Source organism: Neobacillus niacini, assembly GCF_046591715.1.
In the GTDB taxonomy this organism is placed as follows: Bacteria; Bacillota; Bacilli; order Bacillales; family Cytobacillaceae; genus Neobacillus; species Neobacillus niacini_L.
The window spans coordinates 1-22,138 of sequence record NZ_JAWVNQ010000025.1 but is presented as its reverse complement, the minus strand read 5'-3'; the positions used below and the strand labels follow the sequence as shown (position 1 = coordinate 22,138).

Genomic DNA, 22,138 nt, shown 5'->3' with positions numbered 1-22,138 from the left:
TGACATTTACCGTTGTGAGACCTAAAAAACTTTGTCATATATGACAAATATAACTGGTGAAAAAGTACTCCTTTTTGTAATCTTAATCTCATTACCATACTACTATTTTATTACCGCCTATATAGATTAAGAGAATTTTTAGAAGGAAGAGGATTAAATGAATAAGCCTAAAATTGCATGGATTACAGATACAACTTCTTCTCTTAGCAAAGAGTTTATTAAGCAGCACCACATCCATATCATTCCTCTGCATGTGGTCATTAACGATACATTTTATAAAGAAACCATCGATATTACCGAAGAAGATTTTTATCAGCGCATGAAAAACGAGGAAGGGAAGTTCCAATCCTCTCAGCCAAATATCGGAGACATCGTTGAACTTTATGAAAAGTTAAAAGAAGAATATGATTTTGGAATCGCCATACATGCATCCAGCACATTAACGGGCACCTATCAAACCTCCGTGATGGCAGCGGAAATGGCTGGCTTTAAATTATTTGCGATTGATTCCCATACCGGTTCGTATCCTTTATCGTTCCTTGTAAAAAGAGGGGTAGAGCTAGTTGAAAAGGGACTCGGTATTGACGAGGTTGTATCACAATTAAACGCACTGCGCGAGCACACTCGATTATTCTTGGTTCCATCAAACCTTGACCAGCTTCATAAAAGCGGCAGAGTGTCTGGCAGCCAAAAAATATTAGCTTCGTTATTCAATATTAAACCGATTCTTTCCATTGAGGATGGAGCCGCAAAAATCAAAGATAAAGTCCGGACAGAAAAGAAGGCCCTGGCCTGGCTGGTCAATCATTTAAAGGATGACCTTCAATCAAAAAAGGTGCAGAAAGTAGCCATTGTTCATGCAAATGACAAAGAAAAGGCGGCCGGACTTGAACAACTAATAAATGAAACATTTCCAGACATAGAAACAGAGAAATTAATGCTGATCACCGTTGCTGGTGTGCATACGGGTGTCGGGACACTTGGATTATCATGGGTGAATGAATGATTGGCAAAATAGCAGAAAAAATGGCCGTTTGAATGGATCAAACGGCCTTTTGAATTTCCTCCATGGTGTTAAAACTGCCTATTCATCCTCTGTATAGGCCTCTGTTGTCGTGTCCCTGCAATCCCAGCACTCGCAGCGATTCCTCTCCATGAGACATAGCTCTTTTCCACAAGAAATGCAGACATCCATAATTACTGATTCCCCTTTCCAGTGAAAATGTATATTTATACTATTTTTATTCAAGAGCCATGAAAAGTATTTCAGCTAGTGTTCGACAAATTCCTTAGTTTGAGTGGATATCCGACACGGCTTCCATATTATGTAAACATAACAATTAATTCATTAGAATTGATGAAAAGTAATGTGATATACTAGACATCATTAAGTATTGGGTGCAACAGGAGGATTAACCTAGAATGACAAGAGAAGGGACTTTTACTGGTGTCGATGGAACGAAAATTTTTTATCAGATGATCGAACCATTAACGGCTCCAAAAGCAGCAGTTCTAATCGTCCATGGTCACGGCGACCATGGCGGGGGATTATATAATATAAGTGAAAGCCTGGTTCAAGAAGGATATATCGTTTATACATTTGATTTGCGCGGTCATGGAAGAAGCTCAGGAAAAAGAGGATTTATTAACAGTTGGGATGAGTACCGCGGAGACTTACATGAGTTTCGAAAGCTAGTCTCAAAAAAACAACCTAGATTGCCTTTATATATGATTGGACATAGTATGGGCGGATTAATTGTCCTTGATTATGCGATAGATTTTAGTACAGGCATCGCAGGAATCATTGCAATCGCTCCTGCTGTTTCATATGAAGTGAACAGATTTGAGCGGTTAGGCATCACCGTAATGGGTAAATTGAAGCCGGATTTAAGCATCAAAAAATCCAGACATGTCATGATGAAAAATTCAGCAAATGCTGCCAAATATTATTCAGACTCCCTGCGTCACAATACCATTACACCTGGTTTAGGACGAGGGCTCATCCATGGAATCTCCAGGGTATCCAATCAGGCTCATTTACTAAGAATCCCATTATTATTACAATACGGACTTCGTGATAAAATTACACCGCCAACAAAGCTTGGTTCCTTCTTTAACCAAGTGGCTTCCAAAGATAAACAGATGCTTGAATACCCTACAGCCAAGCATCGGCCATTTGATGGAGCAGGCAAAGAGCAGGTTATCGGAGATATCATTACGTGGCTGGACAGACAGGTAGAGAAAACTCGGAAAAGTAAAGTTAGAGCGGTTTAGCTTTCTTTTACTATGTGGCTCTGATGAGGGCCCGAACCCTTAAAAAAGTAGCGGAAGCGGTCACTCAAGGGGTTGATGAGAGCCCGAAGCCTCAGAATAGTGGCGTGAGCGGTCACTCAAAGTGGCGATGAGAGCCCGAACTCATTAAAAAGTGGGAGAAGTGGTCGCTCAAAAGGTCGATGAGAGCCCGAAGCCTCAGAATAGTGGCGTGAGCGGTCACTCATGGTGGCGATGAGAGCCTGAACTCTTCAAAAAGTGAAAGAAGCGGTCACTCATAGGGTCGATGAGAGCCCGAAACCTCAGAATAGTGGCGTGAGCGGTCGCTCATAGATTCGATGAGAGCCCGAAACCTCAAAAAAGTGGCGGAAGTGGTCGCTCATAGTGGCGATGAGAGCCCGAACTCATCAGAAAGTGGGAGAAGCGGTCACTCATAAGGTCGATGAGAGCCCGAAACCTCATAATAGTGGCGTGAGCGGTCGCTCATAGATTCGATGAGAGCCCGAACTCTTTAAAAAGTGGGAGAAGTGGTCGCTCAAAGTGGCGATGAGAGCCCGAACCCTCAAAAAAGTGGCGTGAGCGGTCACTCATAAGGTCGATGAGAGCCCGAACTCTTATAAAAAGAGAATAAGCGGTCACTCACAGGGCCGTGACACCCCATAAATTCATTAAGAACCGACGCACACAAAAAGATGAGCAGGATAAATAAATCCTGCTCTTTATTTAATTCACCTAATAAACCTTATCCCCATTAAAAATAGAATTCTTCACAATCACATAATCAACAAACTTGATCGCTTCGAGCTTGTTTCCCCCTGCATACGAAATCGATGATTGTAAATCCTGCTCCATTTCAACCAGCGTATCCATCAGTGCACCTTTGTGTTCCACTAACATTTTCTTGCCCTCTACATTTTTCCGTTCACCTTTTTGGTATTCTGAGGCGGAGCCGAAGTACTCTTTAAAGAGCTTGCCATCTCTTTCAATCGTTTCTCCCGGCGATTCCTCATGGCCGGCAAACAAGGAACCGATCATGACCATACATGCCCCGAATCGGATTGATTTCGCAATATCCCCATGGGTGCGGATACCGCCGTCCGCAATGATCGGTTTACTTGCGGCTTTTGCACACCACCTGAGAGCGGCTAATTGCCAGCCTCCCGTTCCAAATCCAGTCTTAATCTTCGTGATACATACCTTTCCTGGGCCAATCCCGACCTTTGTCGCATCTGCACCTGCACGCTCTAATTCTCGAACGGCCTCCGGAGTACCCACATTCCCGGCAATCACAAAGCTCTGAGGCAAATATTGCTTGATATGCTGAATCATCTTAATCACAGCATTGGAATGGCCGTGTGCAATATCAATCGTGATATACTCCGGAGATAGATTCTCATCTGCCACTTCTTGAATAAATCGATATTCTTCCTCCTTGACGCCAACACTAATAGAGGCAAATAACCCCCGCGATTTCATATCTTTAATGAAATCTAAGCGCCTCTCTGGTTCAAAGCGGTGCATGATATAAAAATAACCATTTTCCGCTAAGAAGATCGCAATCTTTTCGTCAATAATGGTCTGCATATTGGCAGGAACCACTGGCAGCTTAAACGTTCTGCCGCCAAAAGACACGGTTGTATCACACTCACTGCGGCTATTCACAACACTTTTTGCAGGAATCAATTGTATATCTTCATAATCAAATACACTATCCATGGTGCTCCTCCTCAGGATAAATTCATCAATGATTTATTGTGTTTGGATTGTATTCTTTTTATTCTTCTTATAAAAATTCCTCCAAGACTCTACATAAAAACAGGGGATAAAGGTAATTGTAAGCATGAACTCATTTTAGGAGGAATTTTATGAAGAAACTGAGAATCCTTTTAACCTGTTTATGCATTTCTGTATTAGCTATAGGCTGTAATATGAAGGAAGAAGGAAGAGAAGGAGACGATCACGGCGAGATTACGAATCGCAATGCAGGGGGTTTAAATATAGGAAATAGTTTAGGGAATCCTAACTTAAACTTAACGAAAGTGAATAATAATGTCCCCCATGTGAATAAAACTGGTTTCCGGGTACTAAATGAAGCGGAAGAGTATGTTGAGAACTTACATGAAGTGAAGAGTGCGACCATCATCGCAAGAAACCATAATGCTTATGCAGCAGTTGAGATGGATGATGACTTCCATGGCGAACTAAGTTCTTTTATTGAGGATCAAATTGCAAACCAAGTAAGGGATGCCGACGCTTCCATTCAAAATGTATATATTTCGAGCAACCAAGACTTTTTCAGACAGATGAATCAATATAAGGGTCAAATTCAAAATGGAAGAAATAGAGAGGAAATGACAAGTGGATTTAATCAAATGGTGCAAAGAGTTTTTACTAATCATGCGAGGTAAAAGCGGTGGCTTGTGAATCAAATATTTCTTTGAATCTAAGAAAGGCTTACTAACAGAATTTGTAGTAAGCTTTTTTACATTTCAATAAATGAAGATGAAAAAATGGAAATTGGAGAAGTTAGTCGTACATAATGGTAATAGTGATAAGGTGATCCATATTAAACATAGAAAAAAGCAGGTGCAGGATGAGTATTGTTTTAGCGTTATTAGCGGCTCTATTTGCTTCGATTACAGCCATTTTAGCAAAAGTCGGGATTGAGAATGTAAATTCGAACCTGGCAACAGCCATTCGGACCATAGTAGTTTTAATCATGGCATTTTTGATAGTGATTATAACGGGACAACTAGATAATATTCCACAGATTTCTGCGAGCGCATTATGGTTTATTCTATTTTCTGGATTAGCAACAGGGTTTTCATGGTTGTTTTTCTTTAAAGCATTGGCTATTGGCGATGTTTCTAAGGTAGTTCCGATTGATAAATCCAGTGTAGTCCTTACTATTATCATCTCCATCCTAGTGTTAGGAGAGCCAGCAGAGCCCCTGGTGTTGTCTGGAGGAGCAATAATTGCGGTGGGAACGTTTATTTTAATTGGGAAGAATGAAGAAAAGAAACGATTTTCAGGTTCGCAGCGGTACATAGTGTATGCGATTCTAGCTGCCATTTTTGCAGCCTTAACTTCAATATTGGCGAAGATTGGAATGGAAGATGTTGATTCCAATCTGGCTACTTTTTTGCGAACCATTGTGATTCTTATCTTTGCATGGGCCATTGTATTTTTTCAAGGGACCCATAAGAAAATGAAGGACATTTCGAAAAAAGGATATCTCTTTTTAATTCTGTCTGGTGTGGCGACTGGGTTATCATGGTTATGCTATTTTGCCGCACTTGCAGTGGGGAAAGTCTCCGTTGTTGCCCCGATTGATAAATTTAGTGTGGTTCTCACGATGGTACTGAGCTTTACGATCTTAAAAGAAAAAGCGGCTAAGCACACGATTATTGGGGGGATTGTGATCACGATAGGGACGATATTGCTTATTTTGTAATAGAAAGTGGAGGGGAGTTTTTCCCTTTTAGTTTACTTTAGCAAGGGTTTATTCCCTTGCTATTTTTGCGTTTAATGGCGAATTTTCCGCCCCCTTATCGATTTCGTTTAGGTATGAGAATTCATAAGAGGAGAATTTCCTGCTAATGTAAATAGGGCAGGCTTAAGAAGGTGAAATAAGCGGAGTTTTTCCGACTAACTGCTTAAAATACGACGAAATCTAAGGATTTGAACAACATAAGCGGAAATACTCCCTTTATTGATAAGGAAATATGGGTATTTCCAAATTTAGCCGGAATTCTTCCGTTTATTTTTTCATACACAGATCGGAAAACCGTTGAGACTCTATTAATTTCATGTATAAAGAATAAAACATGAAATTAAAGGCTGGTCATCATAAAGCATTAAACAGAAATGAAACTTTTACAACCTGTTAACCGTATTGCATTTCATAAGTCATTTTCCCATTAGGAGGTTGAATAATTGGAAAATCGAGCAGATTCAGTTAAAACTCTTGTAACTAAGCTTAGGAGTACTGCTAGTATACCAATTATAAAGAAACTGAGTTTAGATAAATGTGAACGGTTGGCTGAAAAGTTAGGTTCCTTTTCAAGCAGTTGTACAGATTGTCAGCAGCACTTGCTTGAATTGGAGAATAATCTTGTACAAATAAAAGAGAATACAGATAGCTTAGATGATAGTAAGTTGAGGCAATATAAAAAGTGTATCACCCACATCACTTCTCATCTTCTGAAAAAACATAGGCTGGTTCAAGAGGGACACTATCTTGGTCTTTTCATGTCATTGGGGATAAGCGTTGGTGTTGTTTTAGGATTAACTATATTTGATAATCTTGGCTTAGGAATACCCATAGGAATGTGCATAGGGTTAGCAATCGGAGCTGGTATGGATGATGATGCGAAAAAAAAGGGAAAGACATTTTAGTTTCTAAAAAGTCTATGTCTGTTGTTATTATTACACTAGTCCAAGTCTTTTCGCGTTCATCAGAAAAACAGGAGGATATCATTTGAAACCGAAAATTAATATCATTACACTTGCTGTTCATGACCTGAAAAAGTCGATAGCCTTTTATAAAGATGGATTAGGTTTACCAATGGAAGAGTTAGTTGAAGGTGTAGACCATGTTATTTTTGGGTTGGAAGGCGATCTATCATTAGTGCTCTATCTTCGTACAGAGCTTGAAGAGTTCAATCAATCGAATCCACTTGAAAAGTCTTCAAATGTAATTCTTAGCTGTGCGGTTGAAAGTAAGAAAGAGGTTGATTCTATTTTAAAAACTGCCACAGAATATGGTGGAACCATATTACCGAATCAGCCAAAGGATCATGATTGGGGATATTCAGGACACTTTAAAGATCCCGATGGGCATATTTGGGAAATTGTTTATTTTGGTAAAGTGAGTAATGCGTAGCGAACAGTGCCAGGCACTGTTCGCTTCCTTTATGCGATAACACAAGGTACTCCAGCTTTCATAACCATTCCATCAAGTGTATGTTCAATTTCTTTTTCTAACCAAAGGGCCGTTTCAATGAGTTTCTCCAGTTCGATGTTGGTTTGGATTCCCATTTCATGAAACATATTCACCATATCTTCCGTACAAACATTCCCTACGGCTTTTGGTGCAAACGGGCAGCCTCCTAATCCGCCAATTGAAGAGTCAAAATGACGGACTCCAGCCTGGCAGCCAGCTAGAGTATTGGCAAGGCCAAGACCTCTGGTATTATGAAAATGAAGAGCGAGTATAACAGAATCTCCAAAGTGATGATAGAAGGATTCAATGAGCTCCTCGACTTGTTTCGGGTTGGCCATTCCCGTTGTATCAGCTAACGTAATTTCTTTACAGCCAGCTTCAATAAACCTCTCCGCTATAGAAAGGACTCTCTCTTTTGGAACAACCCCATCATAAGGACAGCCAAAAGCCGTTCCGATTACCCCAATCATTTCGATACCAGATTCAACACCCGTGGTAATCACCTTTGAAAGTTCAGCTACGGATTCATCCACGGTTCTTTTAGCATTTTTTAGATTAAAGGTATTACTCGATGCCATTGCCACATTTAAAAAATCCACATTCGATTTTAGTGCACGGTCTAATCCTGATTGGCTAAGGACCAACCCTCCATAAGATACTCCCTCAACCCTTGTAATCTGCGCCATTACTTCTTCGGCATCAGCCATTTGTTTGACAATCTTAGGATTCACGAACGAAACACATTCGATTTTCTTGATTCCTGCAGATGCAAGCTGATTAATTAATTCTACCTTTTGGGCAGTTGGCAGGATTTTCTTTTCATTCTGTAAACCATCACGCGGACCAACTTCACTGATATGTATCATTCAAAAACCCCCCCTGATTTTTTTATTTTTCTAAAAATTATTTACTAAAATTGTATACAATATATAGTTAAATGTAAATATTTTATCAAAAAGTTTCTTTAAAAATTAAAAAATGTATACAAAAAGGGTAAAGTGCAGTCCTGCACTTTACCCTTCTAAACTTTGGATTGATTTAATTTACTGTAATGAACAACCCGATCCCGTCCATGGTATAAGTGGCTGGCCATGATTACTTTGGCTTGCTCTGGGTCGCCATTTTTAATCGCGATAATCAGGCTGTCGTGGTGCTGAATCGAGTGTCTTAAATCCTCTTCGTCGAACCAATAAAATCCCCGGTATAAAACAGGTATAGCTACTAAGGAACTGAGGACATTCTTTACATAACTGCTTTTTGACATCGATACAATGATATCGTGAAATTGACTATTCGACTTTAAGATGGCGTCTGTATTTTTCTTTCCAACTTTAAAGCCATTTTCAATGACACTTTTATAAATGGCATTCGCTTCTTCCAATAGAGGTATTTGCTCACTTTCTCGATTTAAGGCGGCTAAACTAGCGGTATACCCTTCGACAACAGCGCGTAAGTTATAGGCATCAATGACATCATCTAGTGTATAACTTCTGACAGTCACGCCGCGATTCGGTGTATAAATTAAAAGTCCTTCTACTGTTAATCTGCGAATTGCTTCTCTGAGTGGTGTGCGGCTTACGTTAAGCATACTGGCTAATTTTTCTTCTCGGAGTTTCTCTCCTGGAGCTAATACCCCATTCAGGATATCGCCACGGATCTCAGCATACACGTCCATAAATTGTATTCCCCTTTAAGGTAAAAACTTTTTATCTATTAATAAACTACCATAATGATTAAAATATCTACCACCATTATAGCAAACAAATGAAATTTGTATACAATTTTAAAAATAATCAATAACGGATTTGTTGGAATTTTGAGAATTATTGTTGACGTCTATATTGTTAGGCTGTAATATATCAATTAAATAGAAATCGATTTACATAGTATTTTGCATAGATTGTATACAAAACTAGTGAGGTGTCTTATATGAGTGAAACGAATGAAAGGCTGCCATTGCAGGGAATACGTGTATTGGAACTTGGTACACTTTTAGCCGGTCCATTTTCTGGACGTCTTTTAGGAGACTTTGGAGCTGAGGTTATTAAAATCGAGCCGCCTGATAAAGCAGATCCGATGAGACAATGGGGAAAACAAAAGGATGGGCATGGTCTATGGTGGCCAATCCAATCTCGAAATAAAAAATCCGTTACCTTAAATCTCCGGGTAAAAGAAGGACAAGAGATCTTTAAGGAACTGGTGAAAGATGCAGATGTTGTGATTGAGAATTTCCGTCCAGGTACGATGGAAAAGTGGGGTTTATCCTACGAGGAATTATCCGAAATTAATCCAGGAATCATTATGGTGAGAACTTCTGGGTTTGGACAAACCGGCCCATACAAAAGCCGCGCTGGTTTCGGCAGTGTTGGGGAAGCAATGGGCGGTCTGCGTTATGTAACGGGATTCCCTGACCGGGCACCAGCAAGGATTGGTATTTCTATCGGAGATACATTAGCAGCGTTATTCGCTACGATCGGATGTTTAACGGCCTTAAATGAAAGACATACATCCGGCAGAGGCCAAGTGGTGGATACCGCCCTTTATGAGTCGGTCTTTTCGGTAATGGAAAGTATCATTCCAGATTATCTGCTTGCGGATTATGTACGTGAAAGAATGGGGAATATTCTGCCTGGTGTGGCACCATCTAACATCTACAAAACACAGGATGAAACCTACATCGTTATTGGGGCTAATGCGGATGGAGTATTTAAGCGTCTTTGCCAAGCGATGGAGCAGCCGGAGTTGTTTGAAAATCCAAAGTATTCCACTCATCACGCTAGAAGTGACCATATGGCGGAGCTCGACCAACTCATTGAAAATTGGACGAAGACTTTACCAGCAATAGTTTGTTTAGAAATCCTTGAAGCAAACGGAGTTCCAAGCGGACTTATTTATTCGGCCAAAGAAATTCTTGAAGATCCTCAATATAAAGAGAGAGAAATGATCATTAATGTGAAACACGAGGAGTTAGGCGACTTCCCGATGCCTGGAGTGGTTCCGAAATTAAGCCGGACACCAGGTAAGGTAAAGCATGTAGGTGCCATTACGATGGGGCAGCATAATCAAGAGGTATATAGCAATCTATTAGGTTTTGATTCTTCAAAAATTGAGGAATTAACAAGAAATAATATTATCTAATGGGGGAGTACCGTGGGGAAAACATTGTACGAAAAGTTATGGGATTGTCATGTTGTTCATGAAGAAGAAGGGCAGCCAGCTATTCTTTACATTGACTTACATTTGATTCATGAGGTAACAACACCACAGGCATTTGATGGACTTCGTGCAAAGGGCAGAAAAGTAAAGCGTCCAGACAGAACATTAGGGACTCTGGATCATAGCATTCCAACCACATCGAAGTTCCTGCCATTTGAAGATCCTATTGCTAAAAAACAGGTAGATACCCTAGAAGCCAATTGCAAAGAATTTGGTATTACGTTGTATAACTTAAATAGCAATAATCAGGGAATTGTTCACGTCATTGCTCCCGAGCAGGGTGTCACGCAGCCGGGACAAACCATCGTCTGCGGGGACAGCCATACCGCGACCCATGGAGCATTTGGAGCACTTGCTTTTGGGATTGGCACCAGTGAGGTTGAGCATGTCCTTGCCACCCAGACTCTAAAACAATATAAATCTAAAACACTAGCCATCAATATTAATGGGGAATTACCTATTGGAACTGCTGCTAAGGATTTAATTCTAGCGTTAATTGGCCAATATGGACATGACTTTGCCACAGGATATGTCATTGAATATCGAGGTAACGCAATTAAGAAATTATCTATGGAAGAACGTATGACCATCTGTAATATGTCGATTGAAATTGGAGCACGTGCGGGTCTGATTGCACCAGATGAAATTACGTTTTCTTATTTAAAAGATAAGCCGAAAAGTCCAAAAGGTGAGCGTTGGAATAAAGCGTTGTCCTACTGGAAGACATTCTTTTCAGATGAGGATGCAGTCTTTGATTTAACAGTAGAGTTTGACGCTAGTGAGGTTGTTCCGCAAGTGACTTGGGGGACAAATCCAGGGCTTGTTGCTCCTGTAACTGGTGCAGTGCCTTCTCCTAATGACCTGCCAGCAGGAAAACAAAACATGGCAGAGCAGGCGTTAGCATACATGGCGCTCGAACCGGGGACACGAATAACAGATATAGCGATTAATACCGTCTTTATTGGGTCGTGTACAAACAGCCGGATTGAAGACCTGCGCGAGGCTGCAAAAATTGCAAACGGATACAAGGTGAAAAGTGGTGTTCGGGCATTGGTGGTTCCAGGTTCACAAGTAGTTAAAGCTCAAGCTGAGGCAGAAGGGCTGGATCAAATTTTTCTAGAAGCCGGCTTTGAATGGAGAGAGCCGGGATGCAGCATGTGCTTAGGGATGAATACAGATGTTGCGAATCCCGGGGACCGGATTGCATCAACCTCTAACCGTAATTTTGAAGGCCGTCAGGGGAAAGGTGCCAGGACGCATCTCGTTAGTCCAGCAATGGCTGCAGCAGCCGCAATTAATGGTCATTTCACCGATGTTCGAAATTGGAAGCTTAAAGTAGCTAAAGGAGGTGTGATATGGAACCATTAAAGAAATTCACTGGGCTTGTCGCACCATTAGATCGTGAAAATGTAGATACCGATGCGATTGTGCCTAAACAATTTTTAAAGATTATTAATAAGGAAGGCTTTGGTAAATTCTTGTTTTATGATTGGCGGTATTTAGTTGGAGAACAGGATAACCCAGACTTTGTCCTAAATCATCCTAAGTACCGTGGTGCCAGTATCCTTTTAACTAGAAAAAACTTTGGCTGTGGATCTTCGCGGGAACACGCGCCTTGGGCCCTTGCTGACTATGGATTCCGTATTATTATTGCGCCTTTATTTGCGGATATTTTCTATAATAATTGCTTTAAAAATGGGATTCTGCCTATTAAACTTTCGGAAGAAGAGATACAAATTCTTTTTGACAAAGAAAAGGATACTCCGAATTACCAGATATCTGTTAATTTAGAAGAAAAGACAGTTTATGATAACGAAGGCTTTAAAACGTATTTTACATTAGATGATTATCTTAGAGATATGCTGCTAAAGGGTCTTGATGAGATCGGCATGACCATTGAACATGCAGCCAAGATTGAAGCATTTGAAGATAAACATCCGATTTTTTATCAAATTTAGGTTGATTGTAAAGAAGGAGTGAAGGTATGTCTCAATCTTTCGAAGGGTTCGGTGAATCTTCTGGATTTGGAGCAAGACCTGCAATAATTGTTGTCGACTTTATCAATGGATTCACAGATCCTGCATCTCAATTAGGATCGGATTTATCCAGCCAGCTGGAGGCAACGAAAACGTTACTTGACCATGCTAGAAGGAAGGCTGTACCAATAGTGTTTACAACGGTGATCTATGAACCTCATTTTCGTGATGGCGGATCTTTTATTAAAAAGATACCTGCCTTAAAGCTGCTAACAGCTGACAGTGAATGGGTGAAGGTGGATGAGAAGCTAGAGCGTGATGAAAGTTCAGAGCCTCTTATTGTAAAAAAATTTGCCAGCTCTTTCTTTGGAACGCATCTTCACTCCTTTTTAACGAGTGAAAGAGTTGATACCGCTATCATTACAGGCTGTACGACCTCAGGCTGTGTGCGGGCAACTGCAGTGGATGCCCTGCAGTATGGCTACCAGGTAGTGGTACCGGAGGACTGTGTCGGGGACAGGTCGATTGAAGCACACAAAGCAAATTTGTATGATATACAGACTAAATATGGTGATGTAACATCCTTAGAAATGGTAATAGATTATTTGAATCAGTTAACTTAAGGGGGTAACAAAATGTATCGTGTAGCTGTTGATGTTGGGGGAACTTTCACGGATATTGTTCTGCAAAATGAGGAGACTGGCAGTATTTATGTAACAAAAGTACCATCTACCACTTCCGATCAATCGATTGGACTCATGCATGGAATTAAAAAGGTGTGTCAGGAAGTCGGCATTGAACTTTCCCAAATCAAAACGATCATCCATGGTACGACTGTTGCAACGAATGCTGTTCTAGAAGGAAAAGGTGCAAAAGTAGGGTTGTTAACCACAGCTGGATTTGAGCAGGTTCTTCATGTGGCACGTTCTTGGACACCAGCACCAATTAGTGCCTGGATTGGTTTTCTAAAGCCGGAACCGCTGGCAGACCTTGTGAATACGCGCGGGGTGAGAGAGCGAGTAACAGCTTCCGGTGAGGTGCATCATGAGTTAGATGAAGACGATATCAGGGAACAAATCATAGATTTATATAGCCAGGGCATAGAGAGTTTAACCATCAGTTTAATTAACTCCTATTCTAATCCGGTCCACGAAAATCGAATTAAGGAGATTGCTCAGAGTATTAACCCAGACATACCTGTAACCATCTCTTATGATATTTTACCAGAGTTTCGTGAATATGAGAGAACGCTGACGACGGTTATGAATTCCTACGTTCGTCCTCCGATGCAAAGATATTTAACCAATATTGAAGAAAAGGTAAATGCCGAAAAGATGGATAGCCGTGTTAGTATCGTCCGCTCAGATGGCGGATTGATGAGTATTCCTGCCGCTGCCACCCGTCCGGTACATACGATGTTGTCTGGCCCGTCAGGAGGAGTAACAGCTTCTGCCATGATTGGTAATCAAATTGGCCATAAAAATGTGATTTCATTTGATATGGGCGGAACATCAACAGATGTATCCTTAACCTATAACGGAGTGCCAAAGGTTGCCCGCGAAACAAAGGTTGGCGTATTTCCAGTCAAAGCTCCATCGCTAGAGGTTGAAACGGTTGGCGCTGGCGGCGGTTCCATCGCACACGTACCGCCATCTGGGGCACTTCGTGTCGGACCGCAAAGTGCGGGTTCTGAACCTGGACCTGCCTGCTATGGCCGAGGCGGCACAGAACCAACTGTTACGGATGCCAATGTTGTTCTAGGATACTTACCGCCAAGCTTGGTTGGGGGAGAAATGAGCTTAGATGTTGAAGCCTCAAAACAAGCCGTAAGCAAGGTCGCTGATAAATTAGGAATTGATCTATATCGTGCTGCGAAAGGGATCTACGATATTGTTAACGAGAATATGTATGGAGCAATTCGAGTGGTTTCCGTTGAAAAGGGTCATGACCCGCGTCAGTTTGCTTTAGTAGCATTAGGTGGAGCTGGACCGCTCCATGGCAACGCGTTAGGAAATTTATCCGGAACCTTCCCGGTCATTGTGCCTCCGACTCCTGGCGTATTATCAGCACTAGGATTCTTACAATCTGACATAAGAAATGAATACTCTAAGACTTTCATTCGAATTTTGAGTGAACTTGATCAAGAAACACTCGTGGATGAGTTACAGGTTCTTGGCAATGATGCACGTAATTGGCTTCAAGATGAGGGTGTTAGTGCCGACAGACAAATCGTGAACCATGAAGTAGATGTAAGGTACTACCGTCAAGGCCATGAGATTGCGATACAAGTAGACCTTCAAGAGTTAGTAGAGCAAGGATTAACACTTATCAAAAACAAATTTGACGAAATTCATGAAAATATCTATGGATTTAAGATGGATATCGACATTGAGGTTGTCAATTTACGGGCAGTATCTATTGGAAAAGTAGCTTCACCAACCATCCCAGCTAGTGAGCCAAGTAATTCCGATGCCAGTCATGCCGTGATTGATCCTAACCATGAAGCATATTTTGATGGAGAATTTGTAAAAACTCCATTATATGATAGAGATCTGCTTCAACCGAATAATGTGGTGTCTGGACCAGCAATCGTTACACAAAAAGATAGTACCACCTTAGTTTTACCTGGGTTTGCAGCAACCGTTGATAAGTATATGAATCTATTAATCTCTAAGGAGGTATAAACTTATGACCGTGAAAACAAGAGTTGATTCGATAACCGTTGATATCATTGAAAACGCTTTAAAGAATATTAAAGAAGAAATGGATGTTACTCTGTTCCGTTCTGCCATGTCACCAGTTATTCGCGAGCAGCATGACTGCTTTCCGATGATTACAAATCCGGATGGGAAAATGGTCGTTGGGAATTTTGGTTCCCATGTGCCAGAGGTTATTGCTCATTTTCCAGAAGGGGTTCATGAAGGCGATGTAATCTTTTTAAGTGATCCATACAGCTGTGGAGGCTCTATTTCACACGTGAACGATTGGATGGTCATCGTCCCTATATTTCACGACCAGAAAATTGTAGGCTTTGCATCAATGTTTGGTCATGTGATGGATGTCGGCGGACCTGTTCCATCTAGTATGCCTGTTGGAGCAACCACTATTTTTGGTGAAGGCGTCCGTTTTCCTCCGGTAAAATTATACGAACAAGGAAAATTAAACGAAGCGATCATCAAGATTCTTAAAACAAACAGTCGTACGCCAATCGAAAATTATAGTGACTTAATGGGAATTGTGGCTTCGTGCCGTACAGCTGAAAAGCGCGTCAAAGAGGTTTGCGATCGTTTTGGTTCTGATGTGTATCTTGGCGCTTTGGACCATTTATTAGACCGGACAAAGATGATGATGCAGCATTTAATCACCAACTTCTTACCTGAAACACCTGTTTCGTTCGAAGATTATATTGATAGTGATGGATTAGGAAATGGTCCATTCAAGATGAAGCTGACTATCTGGAGAGAAGGAGACCAGGCCTATTTTGACTGGACAGGTACAGACCCACAGGCTCCTGGACCGATTAACTATTACCTAAGTGAGAATATGTTTAAGATGTTTATTGGCGCATTTCTCATCTCGGTGTTCGACCCCGCAATCATGTTTAATGATGGCTTTTATGACAATCTTCATATCGAAACACCGGAAGGAAGTTTATTGCGTCCAAAATACCCTGCGGCATTAGGCTGTCGTACACATGCGTTAAGCCGTTTATTTGATGTTTTAAGCGGTGCACTTTCTCTGAATTCTCCGGAAAGCAGCCCGGCTGCGGGATATGGAACAAGTCCGTATTTCATCTATTCTGGCACAGATGAAAAAAATAGACATTTCCATCTGATGGAGGTTATGTACGGAGGGCTCCCAGGAAGACCAATTGGGGATGGTCTGGACGGACATTCGTGGTGGCCGGCATTCGTAAATATCCCTACAGAATACTTGGAGACCTACTATCCGCTCCGAGTGGAATATTATCGAACAGGTAAAGACTCTGGCGGCGCTGGCTTACACCGCGGCGGAAACTGTAATGAAAAACTATATACGTTCTTATCATCAGGAACTGTATCGATTCATGATGATCGGGCAGCACTGCAGCAATGGGGCATTAATGGCGGTGAACCAGGGTCTTCCTCTTACAAACTGCTGATCAGAAATGGCAGTCAGGAAAAAATTGTCCTAGAGTCCAAAGTGGACCATATTGAGGTAGAAAAAGGAGACCAGCTTTTATTTGTTACCGGCGGAAGCGGCGGCTGGGGAGATCCGTTAGCAAGAGATCCTGAAAAAGTAAGAGTGGATGTTATCCGTCAATTAGCAAGCATCGAGAAGGCAAGAGATTCCTATGGAGTCGTATTGAATCCAGAGACGTTTGAAATCCAACAAGAGCAGACGGAAGCATTGCGTCAGGAAATTCGTAACTCGCGTGGAGAACTGAAAAACTTTGATTATGGAAATAGAGATGAAGTTGTAGCGAATCGTCAAATCTAAAATATTTCGTTAAATCATGTTCAGCCCTTTCTATTAAGAAGGGCTGATTTTTTTGTACGGCTCAATTACAATTGGTAGATAGAAGTTTAATAGGCAGAAAGGGGGAAGGACATTTTGGATGTGAAAAATTTAGAATTAGCGAAACAGCTGCGTCGCGAATTGCATCAGCATCCTGAAGTTTCGAATGAAGAGGTTTGGACAAAACAGCATTTAATTCATTTTCTGAAAAAGCATACGCAGCTTGAAATAGTAGATAAAGGTGCTTGGTTTTATGCGGTATATCGAGCAGGTAAAGATAGGAAGAACATTGCGTTTCGTGCTGACTTTGATGCGCTTCCGATGCCTGAGGTTATTGACATTCCACATGCATCTAAGAATCCAGGGGTATCCCACAAATGCGGACATGATGGGCATGCGGCAAGCTTAGCAGGATTGGCACTGGAAGTCGACCAAAAGGGTACGGACCAAAACATCTTTTTCCTTTTCCAGCATGGTGAGGAAACTGGTGATGGCGCCATCCAATGTGCTCCTTTAATTAAGGAACATAACATTGAAGAAATTTTCGCCTATCATAATATGAGCGGAATGGCTTTTAACTCTATTAATGTCATCGATGGAACCGCTCATTGTGCATCCAAGGGCATGATTATCCACATGGAAGGTTCTCCTGCTCATGCCAGCCAGCCTGAGGATGGAGTGAATCCTTCATTTGCGATCGCTAAGATTATTGATGCCATTCCAGAACTGACCTCTCCAGGGAAAAATAAAGGTCTGGTCCTTTGTACTGTTGTTCACGTAAACATTGGGGAAAGAGCATTTGGGTTAGCAGCGAGTAAAGGTGAGCTTCTTTTAACGATCCGTGCGCTATATGAAGAGGAACTGGATACTCTTCAGAAAAATCTTGAAGATCTTGCAGTTGAGCAGGCGGGAAAATACGGGGTGAAGGTAAGCTTTTCCTACCACGATGAATTTCCGGAAACAGTGAATCACAAAGAAAGTTCGGACAAGATTCGTAGAGTCAGTTGTGAAAAAGGATATCAGTTGGTTGAGATGAAGGAAGCGTTCCGAGCTTCAGAAGATTTCGGGCACTATACGAAGTTGACGAAAGGAGCTATATTCTACATCGGAAACGGTGAAAACTACCCGCATATCCACACCTATGAGTATGACTTCAGGGATGAGATCATTGAAACCGCGGTGGAACTTTTCAAGGGACTTGGAGAAATATGAGGGTATTATATGGCAGGTATGTTAGGTAAATTGAGCCACTGAATATATGTTTTAATGAATCATCCACACTATCAATACTACAGCAACGCATAAACCTCTCTGTCAAAAATAGACAGAGAGGTTATATAAAATCTACTCAAAGAAGCTCTTCCCAAATCCATAAAGGTTTTTGTAGAACAATAGAAGTAAGATTACGGTTAATAGTCTTTGAATTCACGGTCATTTCATTACTAAGCACAATAACCGTAAGGTCCACGTTCTGGAGTCGCACAATATAGTGACGGAAGCCGCTTGGGAATCCACCAGAATGACCTACCGCGTTATGACCCAAAACATCCTGCGTATACCAACCATACCCATATTGATAGGGAAATTTCGAAGCATGGGTTGTTCCCATTAATTTTGTAGTTTCCTCATTTACTAGCAAGTTTTGGCGTAAGGCCTCATCAAAGAGAGCCAAATCTTCGACGGTAGAAATAATATCCCCTGCGGCATATGCTGCGGAATTATGCATGAGCGGTCCAAATTTCCCTTCCACATGTCCCTTTGCTGCCTGGGCTCCTTCTGGAATGGTGAACATGGAATTATGCATACCACTCGGTTTAAAAATATGTTCTTCTATATAGTTTGAATATGGTTTCCCACTTACTTCTTCAATAATGAGTCCCAGCAGGACGTAACCAGTATTACTATAGCTGAAGCTCTCTCCAGGGGTAAACTCCAACTTGTCATTACGTACAATATCAAGAATTTCATCTGGTTCCCATTCTTTACTAAAATCAAATTGATAATCTGGATTAAGGTAATCTGGAATTCCCGAGCTATGACTTAGTAGATGGCCGATTGTGATAGTATCGGCATTTGGAAAGTCAGGGAAATATTTCGCAAGCGGGTCATCAACAGTTAGCAGTTGCTTCTCTGCCAGTTGCATAATTGCAACAGCTGTAAACGACTTTGACAATGAAGCTATCTGATATAAAGTATTTGGGCTATTTTGCACATTAGGGGCAGCCGCTCCGTAACCCTTTTTAAATAGGACTTCTCCGTCCTTGGAGATCAAGACAGTCCCCTGAAATTCTTGATTTGACAAATACTGATCAATTTGTTCTGGAATACTTCCAGAAAGGTTCCCATGACTGTCACGACCGAAGAATAACAATGAGGCACCACCAAAAACTACAAGCGTTAGAACGGAAATTAGGACAATTTTAAAAAACTTTCTCATAAAATTCCAACCCCTCCTCTTCTCAAATAAATTGTTATCTGATAAAAACCTCTCTATTAGGAAGTGTTCATCATAATAGAGTTTTAGGTTGCTATCCCTTTCGAAGACTTTGTCATTTCATAGGTTCTTACAAATGGAAAGCAAAAAATAACAGCTGCAGCTAGCATTTCTATTAAACCGCCTCCTATGAATATCGCAGCTGGACTACTCCATTCCATGGCCCATCCTGCGATAGCTTGTGAAATGGGAACGGAACCAGACATCACAAGGATCATTACACTTATGACCCTGCCAAAAAGTTTTTTCGGAATAATCGAATGGTTTACGCTGGGAGCAATCACATTAACTGCCATTTCATGCATGCCTAATAATGCAAATAAGATGATGATTAGCCATAAATTTTCTGTGAAACCAATCATCAAGATCACGATTCCTTGAAAGAAACAAGTTAACAACGTCATATAGGGTTTAGGTTTCCGTATGCTCCACACAGAAAAGATTAATGCTCCAATCGCACTCCCGACTCCAATCGCTGTATTCATTAATCCAAATCCCTTTACACCTAAATTCATTTCTTCTGCTAAAAAGGGAATACTCAATAGGGCAGCACCAACTGCTGCATTTGCAAAAAACGCGAAGATGGCCATCGTTAAGATAATTGGTGTATGTGTAAAATAGTGAAAGCCTTCTTGTACATCTTTTAACATACTTGTTTTTGTATCTTCCTTTTTAAATTCTCCAAATGAGACCTTTGCGAGGAACAAAACGGATAGGATAAAGGTTAAGGCATTGATGAGAATGGCGATCTGCGTATTACCAATCGCTACCAAACCAGCACCGATCATCGGCCCAATGACCGCAGATACATTGCTCGCAATCATCAGTAAGCTCATCGACTGGGTGTATTGTTCCTTTTTAACGATACGTGTTCTGCATGAAATTGCTGCTGGTTCGGCAACGGAATCAACCACTCCAAATATTGCCCCGATTCCATACACCACCCAAACATAAAAATGATCTGTAAAGCTGATTCCTACTAACATAAGGATAAGAAAGGCACGAATGATATTGGAATAAATCATTAAATACTTTGCGTCAAATCTATCGGTAATAATTCCTCCAATTAGGATGAAAATCAATTTTGATATTCCTACGATAAACAAATATGTACCGACAACTAATGGAGAACCTGTTTTTTCAATGAGTAACCAGGATAATCCAATGATGAAGATGGAGTCTCCTAATGAGGTAAACCATGCACTGAACCAATATAGTAAAAAATTCTTATTCTTAAATATTTCAAGATTTCCTTTCAACATCGCTATCCCCATTCTATCCTTTTTGTTTACCTTTTATAGGAATATATTACCATATAATTCTATTAGAACAGTGACTTTTTTTGGATGGAGTGAATAGCTATTAATGGCGGATGGTGCCTGGCACTGTTTGAATGGAAGTTAAGGGCCAGACCGAGAGTGGATGAATAGACGGAAGAATTCCGCTTAATTATTTTTTATCATTAAAAATAGTCCAAATAGACGGAGGATTTCCGACTATTGCCTCAAAAGTTGATAAAATATGAAATTTTGTTGTGCATAAGCGGAAAACCTCCGCTTATCTACCCCGAAATGAGCTCCATTTTAAAATTAACCGGAATATCTCCGCTTATTTTCGCTGGTCACCTAAAGGGCAAGGGTTCTTAATTTAAAAAGCAAACGGTGCCTGGCACTGTTCTCCTTATTAGCGCAGATGTGTGTCGAAATTTGAAGAATATTGTACTATGAAAAAAGTATCTATTTACAATTTTATTGCTAGAATTAAATCGAATAAGCTACTCCACAAGTCCTTATTTGCCGTTTACTTCCTCCGATTAAAAGTCACATTATACCTCTCTATTACATTCATTCATTTTTTCCAAAGTTTAAATTAATCCATTAGATAGGAGAAGAATTTTATGGGATTTGAAGATGAATACCAGACCTTTTTGAATGCTCACTTGCAGGTAAGAACCGGTGAACGGCTGCGGCGTTTACAAGAGGGGCACAATCAGGCGGAAAAATTGTTTTTGCAGCAAGTATGGTGGCCAGTATTTTCACACTTCAAGAATCTTCATCCAGAATATGAAGTCGATGATTTCAAGGATGGGAAAAGGTATTTGGATTTTGCTTATATTCGGCCCGCAATCCGGCTTTGTCTTGAGGTCGACGGGTATGGCCCTCATCTCAAGAACATAAGCAGATGGCAATTTTCAGATAACCTGGAACGTCAAAACCAGTTAGTGATTGACGGATGGACCGTGATCCGTTTTTCTTTTGATCAAGTTAAAGAGAATCCTCGGCGATGCCAGCAAATTGTTCAGCAAGTGATCGGCCGATGGCTGGGTGATGAACTGGACCAAACCTCTCTGTCCTATCTCGAAAAAGAAGTGCTGCGGCTGGCGATTCGAAAAGGAGAAGCTATATCCCCAGTTGAAATCGCGATGTATTTGAAGTTAAGTGACAAGACGGTTAAAAAGGTACTTACTCAACTAGTCTGTGAAAAGTTGCTGATGCCTGCATCGGGGGTCAAGAGGGTTCGCTCTTATCGATTGGGGGATCAGGTTAAGCGCCCAATCTAATAAATAGACGGAAGAATTCCGCTTAAATTGAAAATAGCATTGAATCTAACTGAAATAGACGGAGAGATTCCGTCTATTGACTAAAAAAACGTCAAAATGGGTTATTCTAATTAGAATAACCGGAAATCCTCCCCTTATATGACCAGAAACGAGCTCCATTCCAAATTTAAGCGGAAAAT

The 22,138-nt window shown here is 41.0% G+C and carries 19 protein-coding genes; 14 read left to right on the top strand and 5 right to left on the bottom strand.

Going from position 1 to position 22,138, the window contains the following annotated elements; all coding sequences use genetic code 11:
* Positions 1-157: 157 nt before the first annotated feature.
* Together SFC47_RS25135 and SFC47_RS25130 are read left to right on the top strand one after the other, a co-directional pair.
* Positions 158-1,006 (top strand): DegV family protein, encoded by an 849-nt coding sequence (locus SFC47_RS25135; RefSeq protein ID WP_411257277.1) that lies wholly within the window; start codon positions 158-160, stop codon positions 1,004-1,006.
* 416 nt (positions 1,007-1,422) lie between these two features.
* The gene (locus SFC47_RS25130) at positions 1,423-2,274 is read left to right on the top strand and encodes an alpha/beta fold hydrolase (RefSeq protein ID WP_411257276.1); all 852 of its coding nucleotides are present in this window, start codon (positions 1,423-1,425) and stop codon (positions 2,272-2,274) included.
* A 729-nt stretch (positions 2,275-3,003) separates the two neighbouring features.
* On the opposite strand, the gene guaC is transcribed toward SFC47_RS25130, so the two are convergent.
* Positions 3,004-3,987 carry a GMP reductase gene (gene guaC / locus SFC47_RS25125; RefSeq protein WP_411257275.1) on the bottom strand — a complete coding sequence of 328 codons (984 nt, stop codon included), beginning with the start codon at positions 3,985-3,987 and terminating at the stop codon, positions 3,004-3,006.
* A 149-nt stretch (positions 3,988-4,136) separates the two neighbouring features.
* Between guaC and SFC47_RS25120 the strand changes: the two genes are divergently transcribed.
* The 4 genes from SFC47_RS25120 to SFC47_RS25105 all read left to right on the top strand — a co-directional run bounded on the left by SFC47_RS25120 (position 4,137) and on the right by SFC47_RS25105 (position 7,156).
* Positions 4,137-4,679, top strand: coding sequence for a YhcN/YlaJ family sporulation lipoprotein (locus SFC47_RS25120; protein WP_411257274.1), 543 nt, complete (start codon positions 4,137-4,139; stop codon positions 4,677-4,679).
* A gap of 185 nt (positions 4,680-4,864) precedes the next feature.
* Entirely contained in the window at positions 4,865-5,725 is an 861-nt protein-coding gene (locus SFC47_RS25115; RefSeq protein ID WP_411257273.1) for an EamA family transporter, read from the top strand.
* Positions 5,726-6,207: 482 nt separating this feature from the next.
* Positions 6,208-6,669 carry a glycine zipper domain-containing protein gene (locus SFC47_RS25110; protein WP_411257272.1) on the top strand — a complete coding sequence of 154 codons (462 nt, stop codon included), beginning with the start codon at positions 6,208-6,210 and terminating at the stop codon, positions 6,667-6,669.
* Between the two features lie 82 nt (positions 6,670-6,751).
* Complete coding sequence (locus tag SFC47_RS25105) at positions 6,752-7,156, top strand: VOC family protein (protein ID WP_411257271.1); 405 nt, start codon at positions 6,752-6,754, stop codon at positions 7,154-7,156.
* Between the two features lie 29 nt (positions 7,157-7,185).
* Here SFC47_RS25105 and SFC47_RS25100 read toward each other — a convergent pair whose 3' ends face one another.
* Positions 7,186-8,082 carry a hydroxymethylglutaryl-CoA lyase gene (locus SFC47_RS25100; protein WP_411257270.1) on the bottom strand — a complete coding sequence of 299 codons (897 nt, stop codon included), beginning with the start codon at positions 8,080-8,082 and terminating at the stop codon, positions 7,186-7,188.
* A 155-nt stretch (positions 8,083-8,237) separates the two neighbouring features.
* Positions 8,238-8,891, bottom strand: coding sequence for a GntR family transcriptional regulator (locus tag SFC47_RS25095; protein ID WP_411257269.1), 654 nt, complete (start codon positions 8,889-8,891; stop codon positions 8,238-8,240).
* Between the two features lie 254 nt (positions 8,892-9,145).
* Between SFC47_RS25095 and SFC47_RS25090 the strand changes: the two genes are divergently transcribed.
* The 7 genes from SFC47_RS25090 to SFC47_RS25060 all read left to right on the top strand — a co-directional run bounded on the left by SFC47_RS25090 (position 9,146) and on the right by SFC47_RS25060 (position 18,117).
* Positions 9,146-10,354 carry a CaiB/BaiF CoA transferase family protein gene (locus tag SFC47_RS25090; RefSeq protein ID WP_411257268.1) on the top strand — a complete coding sequence of 403 codons (1,209 nt, stop codon included), beginning with the start codon at positions 9,146-9,148 and terminating at the stop codon, positions 10,352-10,354.
* A 12-nt stretch (positions 10,355-10,366) separates the two neighbouring features.
* Positions 10,367-11,800: a 3-isopropylmalate dehydratase large subunit gene (leuC, locus tag SFC47_RS25085; RefSeq protein WP_411257267.1), complete on the top strand. Its 1,434-nt coding sequence runs from the start codon at positions 10,367-10,369 to the stop codon at positions 11,798-11,800.
* Entirely contained in the window at positions 11,788-12,390 is a 603-nt protein-coding gene (gene leuD / locus SFC47_RS25080) for a 3-isopropylmalate dehydratase small subunit (RefSeq protein ID WP_411257266.1), read from the top strand. The genes leuC and leuD overlap by 13 nt, the downstream gene beginning before the upstream one ends.
* Positions 12,391-12,416: 26 nt before the next feature.
* Positions 12,417-13,031, top strand: coding sequence for an isochorismatase family protein (locus tag SFC47_RS25075; RefSeq protein ID WP_411257265.1), 615 nt, complete (start codon positions 12,417-12,419; stop codon positions 13,029-13,031).
* A gap of 12 nt (positions 13,032-13,043) precedes the next feature.
* Positions 13,044-15,092 carry a hydantoinase/oxoprolinase family protein gene (locus SFC47_RS25070; protein WP_411257264.1) on the top strand — a complete coding sequence of 683 codons (2,049 nt, stop codon included), beginning with the start codon at positions 13,044-13,046 and terminating at the stop codon, positions 15,090-15,092.
* Between the two features lie 4 nt (positions 15,093-15,096).
* Positions 15,097-16,887: a hydantoinase B/oxoprolinase family protein gene (locus SFC47_RS25065; RefSeq protein WP_411257263.1), complete on the top strand. Its 1,791-nt coding sequence runs from the start codon at positions 15,097-15,099 to the stop codon at positions 16,885-16,887.
* Between the two features lie 120 nt (positions 16,888-17,007).
* Complete coding sequence (locus SFC47_RS25060) at positions 17,008-18,117, top strand: amidohydrolase (protein WP_411257288.1); 1,110 nt, start codon at positions 17,008-17,010, stop codon at positions 18,115-18,117.
* Positions 18,118-18,253: 136 nt separating this feature from the next.
* Here SFC47_RS25060 and SFC47_RS25055 read toward each other — a convergent pair whose 3' ends face one another.
* Both SFC47_RS25055 and SFC47_RS25050 read right to left on the bottom strand, forming a co-directional pair.
* Positions 18,254-19,342 (bottom strand): serine hydrolase domain-containing protein, encoded by a 1,089-nt coding sequence (locus SFC47_RS25055; protein ID WP_411257262.1) that lies wholly within the window; start codon positions 19,340-19,342, stop codon positions 18,254-18,256.
* An 83-nt stretch (positions 19,343-19,425) separates the two neighbouring features.
* Positions 19,426-20,661: an MFS transporter gene (locus tag SFC47_RS25050; RefSeq protein ID WP_411257261.1), complete on the bottom strand. Its 1,236-nt coding sequence runs from the start codon at positions 20,659-20,661 to the stop codon at positions 19,426-19,428.
* A 635-nt stretch (positions 20,662-21,296) separates the two neighbouring features.
* On the opposite strand from SFC47_RS25050, the gene SFC47_RS25045 reads away from it, so the two are divergent.
* Positions 21,297-21,959, top strand: a complete 663-nt coding sequence (locus SFC47_RS25045) for a DUF559 domain-containing protein (protein WP_411257260.1) — start codon at positions 21,297-21,299, stop codon at positions 21,957-21,959.
* The last annotated feature ends 179 nt before the right edge of the window (positions 21,960-22,138 follow it).